The sequence below is a fragment of the Micromonospora sp. NPDC002296 genome, from assembly GCF_040296145.1.
In the GTDB taxonomy this organism is placed as follows: Bacteria; Actinomycetota; Actinomycetes; order Mycobacteriales; family Micromonosporaceae; genus Micromonospora.
Genome location: NZ_JBEOWQ010000004.1, coordinates 239,282 through 257,126 on the forward strand (window position 1 = coordinate 239,282; position 17,845 = coordinate 257,126).

Here is a 17,845-nt window from a genome sequence, read left to right on the forward strand (position 1 = left end):
TCCTGTCTGTCCCAGGGTGCGGCCGGTCCAGTCGCACCCCGGGGCTTTCCCCCCCACTTCATCGACTCTCCCGGAGGTTTCCCGTGTGGAACCGACTTGCCCTCGTCACCGCCGAGCCGACCGCCGCCGACCTGGCCGCGATCGACACGGAGTGGCCGCTGATCGCCGCTGAGCTGGACGTACTCGACGCCGAAATCACCCTGATCTACGCCGAGGACAAGGGCGGCCCGACCGACCTGGACTGGCGGCGGCTGCGCCGGGCCGAGGCTCGTGTCACCCGCGCCGCCGCCGACCTGGCCGCCGGTACCCTCGCCGGCCCGTGCCGCGCGGCCTGATGTCACGCATCCGCGCCGCCTACTGGGATCCGGACGGAGACCGGTACGGCATCCCCACCTACTGGTGGCGGGGTGCCCCGACCGGCTACGCCACCCGCCGCCAGTTGCGTGCCGCCGGTCTGCGCCCCGCTGGTCAGCCGGTCGCCGCGCAGGTGCTCTGGCGCGGTGTCGGCGGTACCCGCGCCGCCTTCCTGTACCGGGTCGACCTGGCCCGCCCCAAGCGCACCGCCACCCCCGCCCAGCTCTGCGCGGTTCGCGCCGCGTTGATCGCCCGCCGTACTTGCCCCGCCTGCGGTGTGGTCCGGGACTACTACATTCCGCGCTCGCTCGGCGAGTGCCTGACCTGCTCCGATGGAGGACATCAGTCATGACCGCCCCGGCCATCAACGGCACGAAGTTCCCGCAGCCGGTCGACGTGCTGCTTCCGGCCGCCCGCGCCCTGGACCTGCCCGCCGGCCAACAGCTCCCCTCCCGCAACCGGCTGATGCGTGAGTTCCGCATCGGCGCGGCTAAGGCTGACGACATCCTCGCCCGCCTCAAGGCCGAGCACGAGGGCCGCACCCGCGCCGAGACGCTGCGGACCGCTCTGATCCTGCGCGGGTCGCTGCTGACGCCCGAGGCGGACACCGCCGACCCGGCCGCGCCCCGGCTGGACTACCCCGAGCCGATCGGCCCGGACCCCGCCCCGACCCCGGACGTGCCCGAGTTCGCCCCGGTGCTCGACCCGACCCCGACCGCCCCGGCGAAGATCACGCCCGCCGAGCCGGGTGGGCAGGTCACGCCGGTCAGTCACCCGGACACGCCCACCCCGACCACCCCCGACCCCGCCCCGGCCGCGCCGGTCCGCTCAGCCGTGGCCTGGCCGGTGGTGCTGCTCGCCCTGCCCGCGTTCGTCGCCATCTGGTCGGGGTGGGTCGGGCTCGGCGGACTCACCGGGTTCGGGGTGGTCCACCCGCTGCCCGGTATCGCGGACGGGTTCAGCCTCAACACCGCGATCACGCTCCCGATCGGCGTCGAGACCTACGGGGCGTACGCGCTGTACGTGTGGCTGTCCGGGCGGGTGCCGCCCCGGGCGCTTCGGTTCGCCAAGTGGTCCGCCATCGCGTCCCTGCTGGTCGGCGCGCTCGGCCAGGTCGCCTATCACCTGCTGGTCGCCCCCGCCACGGGTGCCCCCTGGTGGATCACCACCGCCGTATCCGTCCTGCCGGTCGCCGTACTCGGCATGGGCGCCGCCCTGGCGCACCTCGTCCGCGCGCACGACTAGCTGTGCCCGGCGGCACGGCCCCTGGCCTCAGAAACCGATGCCGTGCCGCCGGCCTCACCCCTCAGCCCAACAGACCTCAGGAGAGACACCCATGTTCCCAGACCCCACCGGCACCCGCGCCGCCGCGTTCGCTGCCGTGTTCGTCGCCCTCTACGTCGCCCACCAGGTCGCCGACCACTGGGTGCAGACCCAGCACCAGGCCGACTGCAAGGGCCAGCCCGGTTGGGCAGGCCGTATCGCCTGCGCCGCCCACGTCACCACCTACACCCTCACCGCCGGCCTGGCCCTGGTGTTCCTGATCGCCGGCACCGGCCTACGCCTCGACCCGTCCGGCGTCACGGTCGGGCTGGCCATTTCGGCGGTCACGCACTACATCGCCGACCGGCGGACCCCGCTCAAGCGCATCGCCGCCGCTCTCGGCTCGGCCCGCTTCTACGCCCTCGGCGCACCCCGCCCCGGCCACGACGACAACCCGTCTCTCGGCACCGGGGCCTACGCCCTCGATCAGTCCTGGCACATCGGCTGGCTGTTCGTCGCCGCCCTGTTCTGCGCGGTCTGACCGCCCCCGTGGGGCATCCGCCCATCACCGGATGCCCACGCGGAGGCCGCCAGACCGACTGGACGGCACTACCCGAGAGGACCGACATGGCGAGCTGCGCACACCCCGCCTTCCACTACACCTACGCCAACGCCAAGAAGTACGTGGTCTGCACCCACTGCGGGGCCATGTGGGAGGTCTAACCGCCCCCGTCAACCGAGGTAAGACGTGCCGCTGCTGCGGCGCAACCGACAAGTAGCCCTGCCCGGCGGCGCGGCCCATGGCCTAGGAACCGTGCCGCGCCGCCGGCCCCTCACCGATCCCGTGAGACCTGTTGGAGGAACCCCCATCATGACCTCCCCCCGAGATGAGTTCGACTGGCAAGCCGCCGAAGCCGCCGTGACCGGCGGCCCGGACGCCGAGGTGGTCGACCTGGACGACGCCCGGTCCCGCCGACACGCTTTCGTTACCCCGCCCGGCGACGAAAGCGACCTGAACGACGGCAGCGACGCCGAGAGCGTCGACGACGGGCCGGGCCGCGTGGGTGGGCCGGTCGACATGGCCGAGGACATCCCGGCCGAGGTGGTGGCCCGGCAGCGGGAGCGCCGGCCGATCCTGGCCGAGTGGGCGCGCTCCGGCCGGGCGCTGCGGGCCGCCGTGAAGCATCAGAGCAAGGACGCCGGCTATGTGACCGCCTACCACGGGGTTCGCCTGCCGAAGTACGCGGTGAAGGCCCTCGCGTGGGCACCGATCGGCATGGTGCGCGGGATCGGCCAGGCGTTGCGGTGGGCCAGCGCGGAGGAAGGTAACTGGCACCTGCGGCAGGCCGCCGCGTCCCGGGGTGACGCCGACACCTGGCTCAAGCTCGACGCCCGCCGGCAGCGCCAGTCCGTGTGGCGGTGGTGGGTGCTCGCCGCCGGCACGGCCGGCACCGGAACCGGCGTGATCGTCCTGGCCGCCGGGCCGTCGTGGTGGCGGTGGGCGGCGGCAGCCGTGGTCGTGCCGTTCCTGGCCACCCGGGGCCGCCCGGCGGACAAGCCGCTCACCGACCGGGTGACCGAGGGCACCCGGTACCGCAAGCTCACCGCCGACCTGGTGCGGCGGGCGCTCACCTCGTTGCAGATGCCGGCCATCAACTCGGCGGTTGCCAAGGACCCGAAGGCGATCAGCTTCCCGATGGACATCCACCGCGACGGCCCCGGCCACCTCGCGGTGGTCGATCTGCCGTACGGGGTGGAGGCCGCCGAGGTGGTCGCCCGGCGGGGCAAGCTGGCCTCGGCGATGCGGCTGCCGCTGGATCAGGTGTGGCCCGAGCCCGCTCCGGGGCACACCGGCCGCCTGGCCTTGTGGGTCGGCTACGAACCGGCGTCGCAGATGAAGCAACCCGCCTGGCCGCTGCTGGCCGGCACCGCCCGGGTGGACGTGTTCAAGCCGTTCCCGTTCGCCACCACCCCGCGCCTGGACACCGTGACCGTGGATCTGATGTTCCGCAACTTCCTGTTCGGCGGTCAGCCCGGCAGCGGGAAGACGTTCGCGCTGCGGGACCTGATCCTCGCCGCCGCCCTCGACCCGCGTACGGAGATCCGGGGCTACGAGTTGAAGGGTGTCGGGGACTTCGCGGTGTTGGAGCCGGTCATGGCCGAGTACGGCAACGGCTTCGACGACGACACCCTCGCGCGGTGCTTCGGGTTCGTGGAGTGGCTGTACGAGGAGTGCCGCCGCCGTTCCAAGCGCATCGAGCACTACGCCCGGATGGGCAAGGCACCCGAGAACAAGGTCACCCCGGAACTGGCCAGCCTCAAGGGATCCGGCCTCCACCCGCTGGTGGCCTGGTTCGACGAGTTGCAAGAGCTGATGACCAGCAAGTACGGCAAGGACGCCGGGGAGATCCTGGAGAAGGTCATCAAGCTCGGCCGGGCGCTCGGGGTGATCATCATGATCGGCACGCAGATCCCCGACAAGGACAGCCTGCCGACCGGCATCACCCGCAACGTCAACTCCCGGTTCTGCCTCAGCGTCGCTGACCAGACCGCGAACGACATGATCCTCGGCACCTCGGCCTACAAGAACGGCCACCGGGCCACGGTGTTTCAGCCGGTCATCGAGGCCGGGTGGGGCATCCTGCGCGGCTTCGGCCCGAAGGCGTCGGCGGTCCGGTCGTACTACGTCGACACCACCGCCGCCGCCCGCATCGTCGCCCGCGCCGTCGCCCTGCGCACCACGGCTGGGACGCTGCCTAAGCCCGAGGAGCAGACCCGCGACGTCGCCCCGGTGGCGGACGTGCTCGGCGACCTGGCCCGCGTGTGGCCAGGCGACGACAAGGCCGTTTGGAACGAGACGCTGTGTGCGCTGCTGACCGAGCTGCGGCCCGAGATCTACGGCGGGTGGGAAGCCGCGCAGCTCACCACCGCGCTCAAGCCCCACCCCCTGGTGAAGGTCGGCGACGTGGGCCGGCGCATCGACGGCAAGCCGACCACCCGGCGCGGCATCAAGCACACCGACCTCATCAAGGCGATCGCGGAGCGTGACCGGAAGCGGTCCGCCGGCTAACCCGTCCCGGGGGTGCTAGCGCTAGCCGCCCGACCTGCTAGCGCTAGCACCCCCGCTAGCACCCCATCCGAATCATGAGCTGCCCTCTAGCGGATAGCAGCTCACGGCCGTTCACACCCAAAAACCGGCCCCGGAGGCACTTGTGGACCCCCTGCTCACCCTCGCTATCGCCGTCATCACCCTCGCAGCCCTGATCACGCTCGGTTACGTCGGGCTGTGCTGGGTCAGCCCGTTCACCCGGTGCCGGCGGTGCGCCGGAACCGGCCAGACCACCACCCGCATCCTTCACCGGCCGCGCGGCTGCCGACGCTGCGACCGAGGCCACCGGCTCCGCACCGGACGACGCGTCTACAACTACTTCCACCGCTTGCGCACCGAGGCCACCCGATGAACCGCCGTGCCGCCGGCCACACCGCATGGTGCGGCCGAGACCACCGCTGCAACCTCGGCGAACACCGCTCCGAAGAGATCGTGATCGACCTGCCCGGCCACGGCCGCGCCGTCCTCGTCCGCGTCCGCACCACCTCCGGCCGCGACCACGCCGAGATTCGGCTACGGGTCGCCCTGGCCCCCGCCGAGCCGCCCGCCCGCCGGCAACTCGCCGGCCTGCTCGCCGACCTGCGCCACGTCGTCACCCGCGCCGCCCTCGCCGCACGGCCCGCACCCCGCCGGGCCGCGTAGTGGAGGCGTGGTTGACCGGCACCCCGACCGAACTCGACACCGCCATTGCGGCGCTGACCGCCGTCGCCTACGTCGCCCAGGTCAGCGACCGGCACCCGCTCACCGGCGCAGACGCCGGCCGCCACCGCGTGTTCCTGCGCCTGGCCCTCACCACCACCACCGACACCATGCCCCGCCGCCCCGCCCTCACCACCGCCGGCCAGGGCGGGGCGCTGATCGACCTCGACACCGCCCGCGCCACCCGCCGGCCCGCCTGAACAGGAGACACCCATGCCCGACCTGCTCACCGCCGCGCTCGCCCACGCCGAACGAGGCTGGAACGTCTTCCCGCTGCGCCCCGACGACAAGCGACCCGCGTTCCCCGACCACCCCGCCGACGACTGCACCGGCCGCGACCCCCGCTGCCGCACCGCCGGCCACCACCTCGGATGGGAACCCCGCGCCACCACCAACCCCGACCGCATCCGCCGCGCGTGGTCGACCCGCCCCTACGGCATCGGCCTCGCCTGCGGGCCGTCCCGCCTAGTCGTGGTCGACCTCGACCGGCCGAAGAACCCCGCCGAGGCGGGCAGGCGTGACGGGCTGGCCGTGCTCGCCGACCTGGCCGCCGCACACGCCGCCAACATCGACCCGACCTACACCGTCCACACCGGGCGAGGCGGCACCCACCTCTACTACCGGCACCCCGACGACGGGCCGGCGCTACGCAACACCGCCGGCACCCTCGGCCCGATGGTCGACACCCGCGCCAACGGCGGCTACGTCGTCGCCGCCGGCTCCACCGCCGCCGGTCGGCGGTACACCGTCGACCTGGACACCGACCCCGCCCCGCTGCCGGGCTGGCTCGCCGGGCTGCTCACCCCGGCCCCGCTGCCACCGCAACGGCCGGTGCTGGTGGACCTGCCCACCGACCGCGCCGGGGCGTACGTGCGGGCCGCCGTCACCCGCGAGGTGCAACGGGTGACCGGCGCCGCGCCGGGCGAACGCAACCGGGCGCTCCACATCGCCGCCATCGCCCTCGGTCAACTCGTGGCCGGTGGCGCGCTGAGCACCGACGACGTGCAAAGCGTGCTGGAACAAGCGGGCGTGACGGCCGGGTTGCCCACCGCCGAGGTGTACCGCACCGTCCGATCCGGGCTCACCGCCGGCTCCCACCGTCCCCGAAAGGTGGCCGCATGACCGCCGCCCGTCTCCACCTCGTCACCGACCCGGCCGACACCACCGGGCAGCAAACCGCGGGCGGCCCGCTGTGGGATGTTCCAGTGCCCTTGACCGGCCCCAACACCGCGCCACCGCCATTCCCGGCCGACGTGTTCCCCCGCTGGCTCGGCGACATGGTCACCGGCGTCGCCCGGTTCACCCAAACCGATCCGGCCATGGCCGGCACCCTCGCCGTCGCCGTGCTCTCCGCCTGCGCCGGTGGCCGCCTGGAGGTCGAGCCGGTCGCCGGGTGGCGGGAGCCGGTGAACGTGTTCGCCGCCGTCATCGCCGGCCCCGGCGAACGCAAGAGCCCGGTGCATCGGGCCATGACCGCACCGCTGTTCGCCGCGCAATCGACGCTCGGCGACGCGATGCGCCCCCGCATCGCCGAGGCAGCCGCGCTACGGGACATCGCCGACCGGCAAGCCGAGCAAGCCAAGACCCAGGCAGCCAAGGCCACCGACCCCGGCAAGCGCGATGAGGCATCCGCCGAGGCGGTCGCCGCCGCCATCGCCGCCGAGGCCATCACCGTTCCCACCCTGCCGAAACTCATCGTGGACGACGCCACCCCGGAAGCCCTCATCGGGTTGATGGCCGCCAACGGCGGACGGATGGCGATCATCAGCGATGAAGGCGGCATCTTCGACACCCTCGCCGGCCGGTACTCCGGTGCCCCCAACCTTGACCCGTACTTGAAGGGCCACGCGGGGCAGCCGATGAGCAACGAACGGCAGACCCGCGAAGGGGCCAGCGTCGACAAGCCGGCGCTGACCGTGTGCGTGATGGCGCAACCGACCGTGCTGCGCAAGTTCGGCGGGAACGCCGACCTCGCCGGCCGAGGACTGCCGGCCCGGTTCCTGTTCGCCCTGCCCCGGTCGCTGGCCGGATATCGGTCCGTGGACACCGACCCGGTGCCCGAGCAGGTCACCGCCGGCTACACCCACCGGGTACACGACCTGGCCGCCGCGCTCGCCGAGTGGACCGACCCGGCCGTGGTCACCCTCACCGACGACGCCGGCCAAGTGCGGCGGGCCGCCGCCGAGCAGGTCGAGACCGAACTACGCCCCGGCGGCAACCTCTACGACATGCGGGAATGGGGCAACAAGCTCTCCGGCGCGACGCTGCGCCTCGCCGGGCTGCTCCACGTCGCCCACCACCCCGCCGACGCCTGGCGCCGCCCCATCGACGCCGACCGCATGGCCGACGCCGTACGACTCGCCGAGTTCTTCGCCGCCCACTACCGAGCCGCGCTCACCACCATCGGCAGTGACGCCACGATCGAGAACGCCCGCTACGTGCTCGGCGTGCTCACCACCAAGGCCATGACCACCTTCACCCGCCGGGAACTGCACCGCCGCGTCTCCCGCCGGCTCCCGAAGTCCGACGACGTGTCGGCGGTGCTCGCCGAGCTGGCCGCGCTCGGATGGGTCCGCCACGGGCCGGACGGCCGCTATGAGCTGCACCCCCGCGCCGTCGCCGAGGTGCCCGGAAGCGTTGACACGCTGACAACCGCCCCCGACGACGATGTTTCCGCAGCTCAGGACACCTCCGAAGGTGTCAACGGGCTCCGTTGACAGGCGTTGACAGGCGTTGACAACCCGCCGCCGGTCCGCCCCGGTGTCAACGGGTGTCAACGCCTGTCAACGGGGGGCGTTGACACCCCGACACCAGCCCTCAACTGCGGAAATATCCGCTTGTCGGCCGATTGTCAACGTGTCAACGCCTCCCGACCCCTTCCCGACGCTCACGGCCAGCGGCCGACCGCTCGACGCCCCGGAAACGGCCCCACGGAGAGCCACGGAGACGGTTCGGCTCTATGCCTTACCCCGACCCATCCCGGATCTTGCGCCTACGGCGCTCTCAGTGGGCGGCTCTATGCCGTTCTGCGGCGATACCTCCCTGTTTTTTCATCAAGGCGACCCGCGCCGACCGAAAGGCGCTCACCGTGCGAATCAGGCTGCTTGGCACACCCCCTGAAACAGACGCAGCGCTCAACGCCATCGCCCGAGTGCTGCACATCCGCTCCGTCTTTCGGCCCTACCCCGACCGCCGATCCCCGGTGTTCCAGCGCATCTACCTCGACGCCACCCCGAGGGAGGACACCCGCCCATGACCGCCCGCCGCACCCCGACCGGCAACCTGCTCACCCTCGCCGAAGCCCTAGACGAACTCCGCGTACCCCGCTCGACCTTTTTTCGCTGGAAGGCCACCGGCCGCGCACCCCGAACCATCAAGTACCCGAACGGCAGCCTGTTCGTCCGCCGCCGCGACCTGGACGCCTGGATCAACGATCACGAGGAGGCCGCTTGAGCACCTACGACGTACGCGTACACGGCATCCTTAAGAACCAACTCGCCAAGGGCTACTCCTACGTCGTCCGGTGGAAGGTGGCCGGCCACGCGTTCCGCAAGACGTTCGCGACTCGCGCCCTGGCCGAAAGCTTCCGGTCGAAGCTGGTCGTGGCCCAGCGGGAAGGCGTCGCGTTCGATGAGGCCAGCGGCCTGCCCGAGCCGATGGCACGAGCGCTCAATACCAGGTCGTGGTACGAGCACGCCGTGACGTACGTCGACATAAAGTGGCCCCGCGCATCGGCCAAGCACCGCAAGGGCATCGCCGAGACGCTGGCCACCGTCACGCCGGCCCTGCTGGCGACAGACCGAGGTGTACCCACCGACAAGGCGCTACGCGCCGCGCTCTACGGGTGGGTGTTCAACAAGACCCGCCGCGACGCCGGAGAACCGCCCGCCGACCTCGCCGCCGCCGTGCGCTGGCTGAAGGCCAACACCGTCGACCTGGCGGCGCTCGCCGACGCCGCGTTGGTCCGGAAGGCACTCGACGTGCTTGCCCTACGAATGGACGGCGTTCCGGCGTCACCCAGCACGATCGCCCGCAAGCGCGCCGTCTTCTCCGGCGCCCTCAAATACGCCGTCGAGCTGCGGCTACTCGATACACACCCGATGTCCCTCGTGAGCTGGACCGCGCCGAAGACTGCCGATGAGGTGGACCGCCGGGCGGTGGTCAACCCGGATCAGGTGCGGGCGCTACTCACCGAGGTGGGGCGCGCCGTGCCCGAGTTGGAGGCATTCTTCGGGTGCATGTACTACGCCGCGTTGCGGCCCGAGGAAGTGCTCCACCTGCGCGAGGACGAGTACGAACGGCCTGCCAAGCACGGCGGGTGGGGCGTGCTGCACCTGACCGGCTCGACGGTGGCGGTAGGCCGGGATTGGGGCGACGGAAACGACACCACCGAGGAACGCGGGCTGAAACACCGGGCGAAGACCGCGACGCGAGACGTGCCGGTGCCACCGCCGCTCGTGCGGCTACTCGATCACCACATCCAGGAGTACCCGCCGGGATCAAACGGAAAGCTGTTCGTCACCCGCCGCGGCCCCGGCGGCCGGTACGTACCCACCGCCGGCCAACCAATTCCGAACAACACCTACGGGAAGGCATGGCGGGACGCACGGGCCAAGGTGTTCACTCCCGCTCAGCAGCGCTCACCACTGGCCCGGCGTCCGTACGACCTACGGCACGCCGCCGTGTCGCTTTGGCTGAACGCTGGCGTACCGGCGACCCAGGTTGCTGAGTGGGCCGGGCACAGTGTGCACGTCTTAATGCGTGTGTACGCGAAGTGCGTCTCCGGTCAAGGAGATGCGGCCCGACAGCGCATCGCGATTGCCCTAGCGTGGCGCGACGGCAGCCACCTTTCCGACAGCGAACATGACCAGGAATAACTCCGATCGGTGTTGGGCGGGCTACTTAAGCCATCCACCCATCTCTAAGCTGCTCAGCGTGCGAATTAACGTCACAACACGGCCTAGAAGCCGACGACGGTCATGGGATGTCTTGGACATCTTGATCTCGATCCTCGCTACATCGGCCGCTGCGCTGATAGTTCAGCAAAGTTCAGGCCAACTCGACCCCTCGGAGTGGACACTCATAGTGGGGTCAGTGCTGGTAGTGCTGCTAAGCAGCGTTTTGATCATCGTAAGGGGCCAAGCAGCACGGGCAAGAGCGACGCGACACTTCCATGACGCGTTGGACCAGGCTATTGCTTCGGTTGAGCGAAGCCTGCCCCAACCAGCACCTTCCCTAGAACAGGAAATTGCGGACGTTTCCGGCACTCTGGCTCAGACGGTCACAAGACTTCGCGACATCAGCGCGCGAGCAGAAGCGTTCGAGGGCGAGGTACGCAAGTTGGTTGAGCGATCAGAGGCCGCGCAGGTGGTCGCTCAACTTAACGAGGACCAGGCGAGCAAGATCTCGTTGTTGCTCAGTGAACGCACAGAGCAGAGCCTCAAGGATGAGATTGAGAAGCTCAAGGTTGCTAACGCCGAGCAGGCAGAGCAGCAACGCCGAAGCGGGACGCGCCTAGCCCTCCTGACCTTTGCGGGCGGCGTGGTCCTCGGCGTCGTCGGGAACGTTGTGACGAACTTGGTCATGCTTTAGAAGGTGTCGCCTGCCCTCCATCGCCGACCCGCGACACGTATACGACACAGCCAGTGAGATCCAGCGGCACCCGGCAAGACTCAGCGGGACTAACGAGAACGGCCCCTGACCGGCATCTCTGCTGGTCAGGGGCCGTTTTCGCACCTGGTGGCGGGTGAAGGATTCGAACCTTCGAAGCTTTCGCGACGGATTTACAGTCCGCTCCCATTGGCCGCTCGGGCAACCCGCCAGGGCGTCGCCACCGCGCTGTGCGCGGCAGCGGAGCCAAGGATAGCGGTTACTCCCGGGTCCGGCGCAACCGGGTACCGTCAGGGGGTCGTGCCGCTGGTCGGCGGGCGACGCGTACGAGCACTGACCGCCCGGACAGCAGGAGCATGAGCATGGCAGCGAATCCGTCGTTCGACATCGTGAGCAAGGTCGACCGGCAGGAGGTCGACAACGCCCTCCGCCAGGCGGAGAAGGAGATCGCGACGCGGTTCGACTTCCGGGGCACCGGCGCGGAGATCTCCTGGTCGGGCGAGGAGGCGATCAGCCTCCAGGCGGAGACCGAGGAGCGGGTCCGGGCGGCCCTGGACGTCTTCAAGGAGAAGCTGGTCAAGCGGAACATCTCGCTGAAGTCCCTCGACGCCGGCGACCCGCGTCCCTCCGGCAAGATCTTCAAGATCGACGCCAAGGTGATCCAGGGCATCGACTCGGACAAGGCCAAGGTGATCAGCAAGAAGATCCGGGACGAGGGCCCCAAGGGCGTCCAGGCGCAGATCCAGGGCGACCAGCTCCGGGTCACCGGCAAGAAGAAGGACGACCTCCAGGCCATCATCGCGCTGCTCAAGGGTGATGACTTCGGCGTCGCCCTTCAGTTCACCAACTACCGCTGACGCGGTGGCGACCGGTCGCCGCCCTCGGGGGCCGGCCGCCATCGGTGGGCGGCGGCAACTACACGCCCGGCAGCGCCGAAGGCGCGGCTCGCGAGTACCGCATTCCCGTCCGATCCAGGTCTGGACCAAGACGACACGGGTCGGGACGGAGGCGGTAGCCCGTGTCGCCGGTCCGGGGCCTCGGCGGCCTCCTGGTCCGGTGCTGACAGGCTCGCCGCGCACGAAACTCACGCCGCGGGCAGCCGTCCTCGGCAGCTGGATGGGGTAGCCGAGGCGATTTGGTGGCAGAAGGGCACCTTTTTCCATCTAGCGGGGGATTTCACCTTCCCCTGCGTGACGCGCATCTTTTACTACTCGTTGCCCCCCTTGTCAACAGTCCATGACACGGGGGAACACATGAGCAAGACCTCTTCGCCGCGCATACGAGCCGGCATCCGCGTACGACTGGCCGCCTTCACGCTGCTGGCCGGCGGCCTGCTGCTCGCGGCCGGCTCGCCGGCCGTTGCGGCACCGCCGATCAACATCAACCCGGGCAACGTGCCGACGACGGCAGCCCAGTTCACCCAGAACTGCGACCCCAAGCTCGGTGGTGGGCCCTTCCCGAACGAGGACGCGTGGGTCTTCAACCTGCCGGGTAACCCGCACACCAGCGGCGCCTTCCAGTCCGTCACGGCGACGTTCAGCACGCCGAGCGGCACTGTCACGAGGACGATCCCCACCGCTCCCAACAGCAAGATCGTCAATGACATGGGCACCAGCAAGGCGTGGATCCGACTGCCGGCCGGCGGGACGCTCACCGGTGCCACCGCTGTGCTGGTGTCCGGAAGCGCACGCTCCTTCGAGCTCATCAGCACCTGTGGGGCGAGGCGACCGGCGGACCTGAAGCTGGGGCTGACCAAGACCGCAACCCCGGCCACCGACGTACAGGCTGGTGACAAGGTCACCTACACCTACACGGTGACGAACCAGAACACGGGCACGACCTACCCGATCACCGTCACCGACATCACCGTCACCGACGACACGGTCACCGGCATCACCTGCGAGGACACGTCACTCGCGCCGGGGGCGAGCACCACCTGCACCGGCACGTACACCGTCACGAAGACCGACGTGACCAAGGGCAAGATCGTCAACACCGCACAGGCTTCCGGGTTGTTCCACCGGCAGAAGGTGCTGTCCGACTACGCGACGTTCACCGTGACCACCGAGCGGGTCCCGCCGAAGCAGATCAGCCTGTCGATCGACAAGAAGGCTCGGGTCGAGTCGGACTGCCGCAAGAAGTGTGAGAACGACGGCTTCGCGGCCAAGGGCGACAAGATCTTTTACACCTACCGGGTGACCAACACCGGCACGGTCGCCATCACCGACGTAGCCGTCAACGACCCGAAGGCCGGTCAGGTGGTCTGCAACAGCACCACGCTGGCACCGGGCACGAGCACCGACTGCCACGCCGTCAAGCCGCATGTGGTGACCTCGGCCGACGTCAAGGCCGGAAAGGTGGTCAACACGGCCCGCGCCACCGGCAAGTTCTACCGCAAGCCCGTGGTCTCCGACCCCGTGACCGTCACCGTCTGCATCCGGGATGGCAAGTTCGACCCCCGGCACGACGGCAAGGACGACGAGCACGGCAAGGACGGCAAGGACCACGAGCACGGCAAGGACGGCAAGGACGGCAAGGACGACGAGCACGGCAAGGGCGACAAGGGCAAGGGCGAGCAGGAACTGCCGGTCACCGGCGACAGCTCCGCCGGTGTCCTCTCCCTGGGTGGCGGCCTGCTGGCCGCCGGTGCGCTCCTGCTCGGGGCCAGCCGGATCCGCCGCAGGGTGGGCATCCAGGCCTGATCAGCACGACAGGCACTCCGGGCACCGCATGCGGTGCCCGGAGTGCGGCCTGGGGAACCAGCCGCCGGCGGGGGTCAGGCAGCGGAGGTCAGGCGGCGAGGGTCTGCTCGGCGCGTACCGCCGTGGCCTCGGCCCGGGCGATCGGGCCGGCGGGGAACGCGGCGACCGTGGCCCCGACGGCGACCGCAGCCCCGGCGAAGAGGAACGCCCAGGACACGCCGCCGGCGTGGTCGACGATCAGCCCGGCCACCGCGCCACCGGCGGCGCTGGCCGCCACCGACATGGTGACCACCCAGGTGTACGCCTCGTTCAGCATGCCGACGGGGGCGATCCGCCCGACCAGGGTGTTCTCCAGGGTCAACGCGGGTGCGATGGTGGCCCCGCCGACGATCAGGGCCACGCCCAGTGGCAGCGGTCCGGGCATCACCGCGAACACGGCGAAACTGCCGGCAACGGCGGCGAGCAGCCAGGCGAACTGGCGGGTCATGTTCGCCGCCGGCTTGCGGACGCCGAACCAGAACCCGCCGGCCGCGCTGCCGATCCCCCAGACCGCGAGCAGCAGCCCGGCCAGGCTCTCCGGGTCGTCGGTCGGCTGGCTCCCGGCGAAGGCCGGCACGATCACCCCGGCGGCGCCGAACGCGATGCCGAGGCTGGCGACGCAGAGCAGCAGTGCGGGGAAGCCGCCGACCCGCAGCGGGCCGAGCCCCTTGGCCTGGTGCTCGTGCGCGTGCGGGCGCCAGCCGCGCATCACCCGGCCGAGCGCCACGGCGGTGGTGCCGGCCAGGGTGACCACCGCCGAGCCGATCAGGGCGGCCGTCGCATCGGCGAACAGGACGAACGCGGCCACCAGCAGCGGACCGAGCACGAAGACCACCTCGAAGAGCGTGGTCTCCGCGGCCAGGGCGGTGTTGCGTAGGTGGTACCGGCCGGAGGCGGGGCCGGTCAGGTCGTTCCAGGCCCCCCGGAGCGCGGCGGTCAGCGGCGGGTACGTGGCGCCGGCGACCCCGGAGGCCACGTAGATCAGGGCCAGGTTGCCGGCGTCGGAGCGGCTCGCCACGAGCAGGCCGGACAGCGCGAGGGGGTGGGCGACGGCGGTGGCCAGCAGCACCGGCGTCGGGCCGACCCGGTCGGCGACCCGGCCGGCGATCGGGCTCAGCGCGGCGCTGGAGAGGGCGTAGATGCCGCCGGCGACCGCGGCGAGGGAGTACCGCCCGGTCACCTGTTCCACGACGAGCAGCAGCGCCAGCGGCGTCATGCCGATCCCGAGCCGGCCGATGACGCCGAGGACGAGCAGCATCGGTGCGCCGGGGATCCGCCAGACGCCCAGGTACTGGCGCAGTGCGGCCACGGGGAACCTCCAAATATGTAATGAGCGGAAGACGTTGCGACCCTAACGCCGCGACTGCCGGGAGTGAACCGGTTATGGCCGGTGTCTCGTCGCGTGCACGACGATCCGCCCGGACCCGGTGGGACCGGGCGCGGGCGGATCGGGTGGTACGGGCGTCAGCGCTGGAACTGCACCGGGCCGGCGCTGGCGGCCATCTGCTCCAGCCGGGCGACCCGCTCCTCCATCCGCGGGTGGGTGGAGAAAAGCGCGGCGACGCCGCCGCCCCGCTTGAACGGGTTGTCGATCATCAGGTGGGCGGTGCTGGTGAGCTGTCCCTGGGCCGGCAGCGGGCGGGCCTGGGTGCCCATGTGGATCTTCTTCAGGGCGCTGGCCAGGGCCAGTGGGTCCCCGGTGAGGCGGGCTCCGGACGCGTCGGCCTGGAACTCCCGGCTGCGGCTGATCGCCAACTGGATCACGGTGGCCGCGATCGGGCCGAGGATCAGGGTAAGCAGCAGCACGGCCGGGTTCGGGCGGTCCTCGTCGTCGGAGGAGCCCAGCGGGATGAACCACGCCAGGTTGGCCAGCATGGTGATGATGCCGGCCAGGCCGGCCGCCACGCTGGAGATGAGGATGTCCCGGTTGTAGACGTGTGACAGCTCGTGCCCGATCACCCCGCGCAGCTCCCGGTAGTCGAGGACCTCGGTGATGCCCTGGGTGACGCAGACCGCCGCGTTGGCCGGGTTACGGCCCGTGGCGAACGCGTTGGGCTGCGAGGTGGGGCTGACGTACAGGCGGGGCATCGGCTGCCGGGCCTCGGTGGCCAGCTCGCGGACCATCCGGTACAGCTCGGGGAACTGCGCCTCGCTGACCGGTTGTGCCTTCATCGAGCGCAGCGCGAGCTTGTCGGAGTAGAAGTAGGTCACGCCGTTCATCACCAACGAGATGACGACGGCGATGACGAGCCCGCCGCTCCCGCCGAACCAGTAGCCGACCGCAAGGATCAGCGAGGTCAACAGGCCGAGCAGCACTGCGGTCTTCAGACGGTTGTGATGCACGATCGCTCCTTCGGTGCGCGGATCACACGGGACCCGCTGACCGGTCCAACAAAACCGGTACCCACCAACCATCCGCCTAATGACTGTGAGTTACCTGTAAAACTGAGCGGCCACTGAGCCCCAGGTCAGGAGCGATCCGCTCAGGCCGCGCCCGAGGGCACGATCTACGCAGGGTCAGCGGGCCGCGAGGTCCAGCACGAGCTGCGGGGCGAACCCGACGACCAGCGCGACGCCGGTGGCGGCGGCGAGCGCGACGGCGACCGCTCCGGCAGGGCGGGCGGGGACGGGCGTGGCATCGGCCGACGGGGCGTACAGCAGGGCGGCGACGCGGAGGTAGTAGGCGAGGCCGATCACCGCGTTCACCGCCACGACCAGGGCCAACCAGGCCGCGCCACCGTCCAGCAGGGCCCGGACCACCGTCACCTTCGCGAAGAGGCCGGCCAGCCCCGGCGGGAGACCGGCCAGCCCGACCAGGGCCAGCGCGAACGCGGCCCCCACCCAGGGCCGCCGCCGGGCCGCGCCGCGCAGCTCGACGAGGGTGCCCCCGTCGGCGTCAGCCGGCCGCAGCGCCACCAGCGCCGCGAACGCCGCCAGCTCCAGCACCACGAAGAAGACCGTGTACGCGACGGCGGCGGCGTACGCGGCGGCGCGGGCGTCGGCGGTGCGGCCGGCGGCCAGCGCGAGCGCGCCGAGGGGGGCGAGAATGTAGCCGGCCTGGGCCACCGACGACCAGGCGAGCAGCCGGACCGCCCGGCGCTGGCGCAGCGCCACCAGGTTGCCCACAGTCATGGTGAGCACGGCGAGTCCGGCGAGCACCGGGCCGGTGACCTCCGCCGGCAGGGCCCGCTGGACCACCGCGAGCAGGGCCACCACCCCGCCGAGCTTCGAGGCGGTCGACAGGTACGCCGCCACGGGCAGCGGCGCACCGTCGTAGGTGGCCGGGGCCCAGGCGTGGAACGGCACGGCGGCCACCTTGAACGCCAGCCCGAGCAGGACCAGCGCCACGGCCGCCGCGGTCAGCGGCACGTCCAGCAGGTCGGGACGCTCGGCGAACAGCGCGCCGACCCGGCCCAGGTGCAGTCCGCCGGTGACCGCGTAGAGCAGGGCCGCGCCGAGCAGGGTGAGGGTGGTGGCGACCACGCTCACCACGAAGAACGTCACCGCCGCCTCGGCGCCGGCGAGGCTCCCCCGGCGCAGGCCGACGAGCACGTACAGCGGCAGGGTCAGCGTCTCCAACGCGACGATCAGGGTGATCAGGTCGCCGGCCGCGCCGAGCACCACGCCACCGGTCATCGAGCAGGCGAGGAGGAAGCAGTACTCGCCCACCGGGGACCGGCCGGCGCGCAGCAGCGGCCCGGACAGCGCCAGCACACCGAGGGTGAGCAGGGCGAACAGCGCCCCGACCAGGGCGGCCCGGCCACCGAAGACGTACGAGCAGTCGGCGCCGACGCAGAACGTCGAGCGCTCGCCGCCCGCCCCGACGACGGCGCAGCCGAGCGCGGTGGCGACCGACCCGGCGGCGGCCACCGCCACCGTCGCGGCGGCCCGCGCCACCAACAGGTCGGTCAGCAGCACCAGGACGGCCGTGCCGGCCGCGAGGTACGCCGGGAGCAGCGCCACGCTGTCGACGCTCTGCACCACACTCATCCGAGCCCGCTCTCGTTCACGACTGCGAGGCTCCGCTCCGCCGCACTCCTCGCGCTCACGCGCACCTCCGCCACAGGGC

At 71.2% G+C, this 17,845-nt stretch carries 18 protein-coding genes and 1 tRNA gene; 15 read left to right on the forward strand and 4 right to left on the reverse strand.

The window, feature by feature from the left end; all coding sequences use genetic code 11:
• Positions 1 to 83 precede the first annotated feature (83 nt).
• The 13 genes from ABT023_RS05685 (at position 84) to ABT023_RS05745 (ending at position 11,017) form a co-directional block, all read left to right on the forward strand.
• Positions 84 to 335 (forward strand): DUF6284 family protein, encoded by a 252-nt coding sequence (locus tag ABT023_RS05685; protein WP_350882034.1) that lies wholly within the window; start codon positions 84 to 86, stop codon positions 333 to 335.
• Positions 335 to 706 (forward strand): RRQRL motif-containing zinc-binding protein, encoded by a 372-nt coding sequence (locus ABT023_RS05690; RefSeq protein WP_350882118.1) that lies wholly within the window; start codon positions 335 to 337, stop codon positions 704 to 706. The genes ABT023_RS05685 and ABT023_RS05690 overlap by 1 nt, the downstream gene beginning before the upstream one ends.
• On the forward strand, positions 703 to 1,599 hold the full coding sequence (locus ABT023_RS05695) for an ABC transporter permease (RefSeq protein ID WP_350882036.1): 897 nt from the start codon (positions 703 to 705) through the stop codon (positions 1,597 to 1,599). The genes ABT023_RS05690 and ABT023_RS05695 overlap by 4 nt, the downstream gene beginning before the upstream one ends.
• Positions 1,600 to 1,690: 91 nt before the next feature.
• Positions 1,691 to 2,158 carry a DUF3307 domain-containing protein gene (locus ABT023_RS05700; RefSeq protein ID WP_350882038.1) on the forward strand — a complete coding sequence of 156 codons (468 nt, stop codon included), beginning with the start codon at positions 1,691 to 1,693 and terminating at the stop codon, positions 2,156 to 2,158.
• Between the two features lie 330 nt (positions 2,159 to 2,488).
• Positions 2,489 to 4,687, forward strand: a complete 2,199-nt coding sequence (locus ABT023_RS05705) for a cell division protein FtsK (RefSeq protein ID WP_350882040.1) — start codon at positions 2,489 to 2,491, stop codon at positions 4,685 to 4,687.
• Between the two features lie 142 nt (positions 4,688 to 4,829).
• Positions 4,830 to 5,078: a hypothetical protein gene (locus ABT023_RS05710; protein ID WP_350882042.1), complete on the forward strand. Its 249-nt coding sequence runs from the start codon at positions 4,830 to 4,832 to the stop codon at positions 5,076 to 5,078.
• Complete coding sequence (locus ABT023_RS05715) at positions 5,075 to 5,368, forward strand: hypothetical protein (RefSeq protein WP_350882044.1); 294 nt, start codon at positions 5,075 to 5,077, stop codon at positions 5,366 to 5,368. Before ABT023_RS05710 ends, ABT023_RS05715 begins: the two co-directional genes overlap by 4 nt.
• Positions 5,369 to 5,379: 11 nt before the next feature.
• The gene (locus tag ABT023_RS05720; RefSeq protein ID WP_350882046.1) at positions 5,380 to 5,625 is read left to right on the forward strand and encodes a hypothetical protein; all 246 of its coding nucleotides are present in this window, start codon (positions 5,380 to 5,382) and stop codon (positions 5,623 to 5,625) included.
• Between the two features lie 13 nt (positions 5,626 to 5,638).
• The gene (locus tag ABT023_RS05725) at positions 5,639 to 6,547 is read left to right on the forward strand and encodes a bifunctional DNA primase/polymerase (protein ID WP_350882048.1); all 909 of its coding nucleotides are present in this window, start codon (positions 5,639 to 5,641) and stop codon (positions 6,545 to 6,547) included.
• Entirely contained in the window at positions 6,544 to 8,142 is a 1,599-nt protein-coding gene (locus tag ABT023_RS05730) for a YfjI family protein (protein WP_350882050.1), read from the forward strand. Before ABT023_RS05725 ends, ABT023_RS05730 begins: the two co-directional genes overlap by 4 nt.
• A 535-nt stretch (positions 8,143 to 8,677) precedes the next feature.
• Complete coding sequence (locus tag ABT023_RS05735; protein ID WP_350882052.1) at positions 8,678 to 8,878, forward strand: helix-turn-helix transcriptional regulator; 201 nt, start codon at positions 8,678 to 8,680, stop codon at positions 8,876 to 8,878.
• Positions 8,875 to 10,302, forward strand: coding sequence for a tyrosine-type recombinase/integrase (locus ABT023_RS05740; RefSeq protein WP_350882054.1), 1,428 nt, complete (start codon positions 8,875 to 8,877; stop codon positions 10,300 to 10,302). Before ABT023_RS05735 ends, ABT023_RS05740 begins: the two co-directional genes overlap by 4 nt.
• A 217-nt stretch (positions 10,303 to 10,519) precedes the next feature.
• Complete coding sequence (locus ABT023_RS05745) at positions 10,520 to 11,017, forward strand: hypothetical protein (RefSeq protein WP_350882056.1); 498 nt, start codon at positions 10,520 to 10,522, stop codon at positions 11,015 to 11,017.
• Between the two features lie 145 nt (positions 11,018 to 11,162).
• Here ABT023_RS05745 and ABT023_RS05750 read toward each other — a convergent pair.
• Positions 11,163 to 11,246: transfer RNA gene (locus ABT023_RS05750), tRNA-Tyr, on the reverse strand.
• A 151-nt stretch (positions 11,247 to 11,397) separates the two neighbouring features.
• Between ABT023_RS05750 and ABT023_RS05755 the strand changes: the two genes are divergently transcribed.
• Together ABT023_RS05755 and ABT023_RS05760 are read left to right on the forward strand one after the other, a co-directional pair.
• A complete protein-coding gene (locus tag ABT023_RS05755; protein ID WP_350882059.1) occupies positions 11,398 to 11,892 on the forward strand; it encodes a YajQ family cyclic di-GMP-binding protein in 495 nt (164 codons plus the stop codon).
• A gap of 396 nt (positions 11,893 to 12,288) precedes the next feature.
• Entirely contained in the window at positions 12,289 to 13,737 is a 1,449-nt protein-coding gene (locus tag ABT023_RS05760) for a CLIPPER-2 domain-containing protein (protein ID WP_350882062.1), read from the forward strand.
• 88 nt (positions 13,738 to 13,825) lie between these two features.
• Here ABT023_RS05760 and ABT023_RS05765 read toward each other — a convergent pair whose 3' ends face one another.
• The 3 genes from ABT023_RS05765 to ABT023_RS05775 form a co-directional block, all read right to left on the reverse strand.
• Positions 13,826 to 15,085 (reverse strand): MFS transporter, encoded by a 1,260-nt coding sequence (locus tag ABT023_RS05765; RefSeq protein WP_350882064.1) that lies wholly within the window; start codon positions 15,083 to 15,085, stop codon positions 13,826 to 13,828.
• Between the two features lie 155 nt (positions 15,086 to 15,240).
• Positions 15,241 to 16,119, reverse strand: a complete 879-nt coding sequence (htpX, locus tag ABT023_RS05770) for a zinc metalloprotease HtpX (protein WP_350882066.1) — start codon at positions 16,117 to 16,119, stop codon at positions 15,241 to 15,243.
• Between the two features lie 174 nt (positions 16,120 to 16,293).
• Positions 16,294 to 17,766, reverse strand: coding sequence for an NADH-quinone oxidoreductase subunit N (locus ABT023_RS05775; protein ID WP_350882068.1), 1,473 nt, complete (start codon positions 17,764 to 17,766; stop codon positions 16,294 to 16,296).
• Positions 17,767 to 17,845 lie beyond the last annotated feature (79 nt).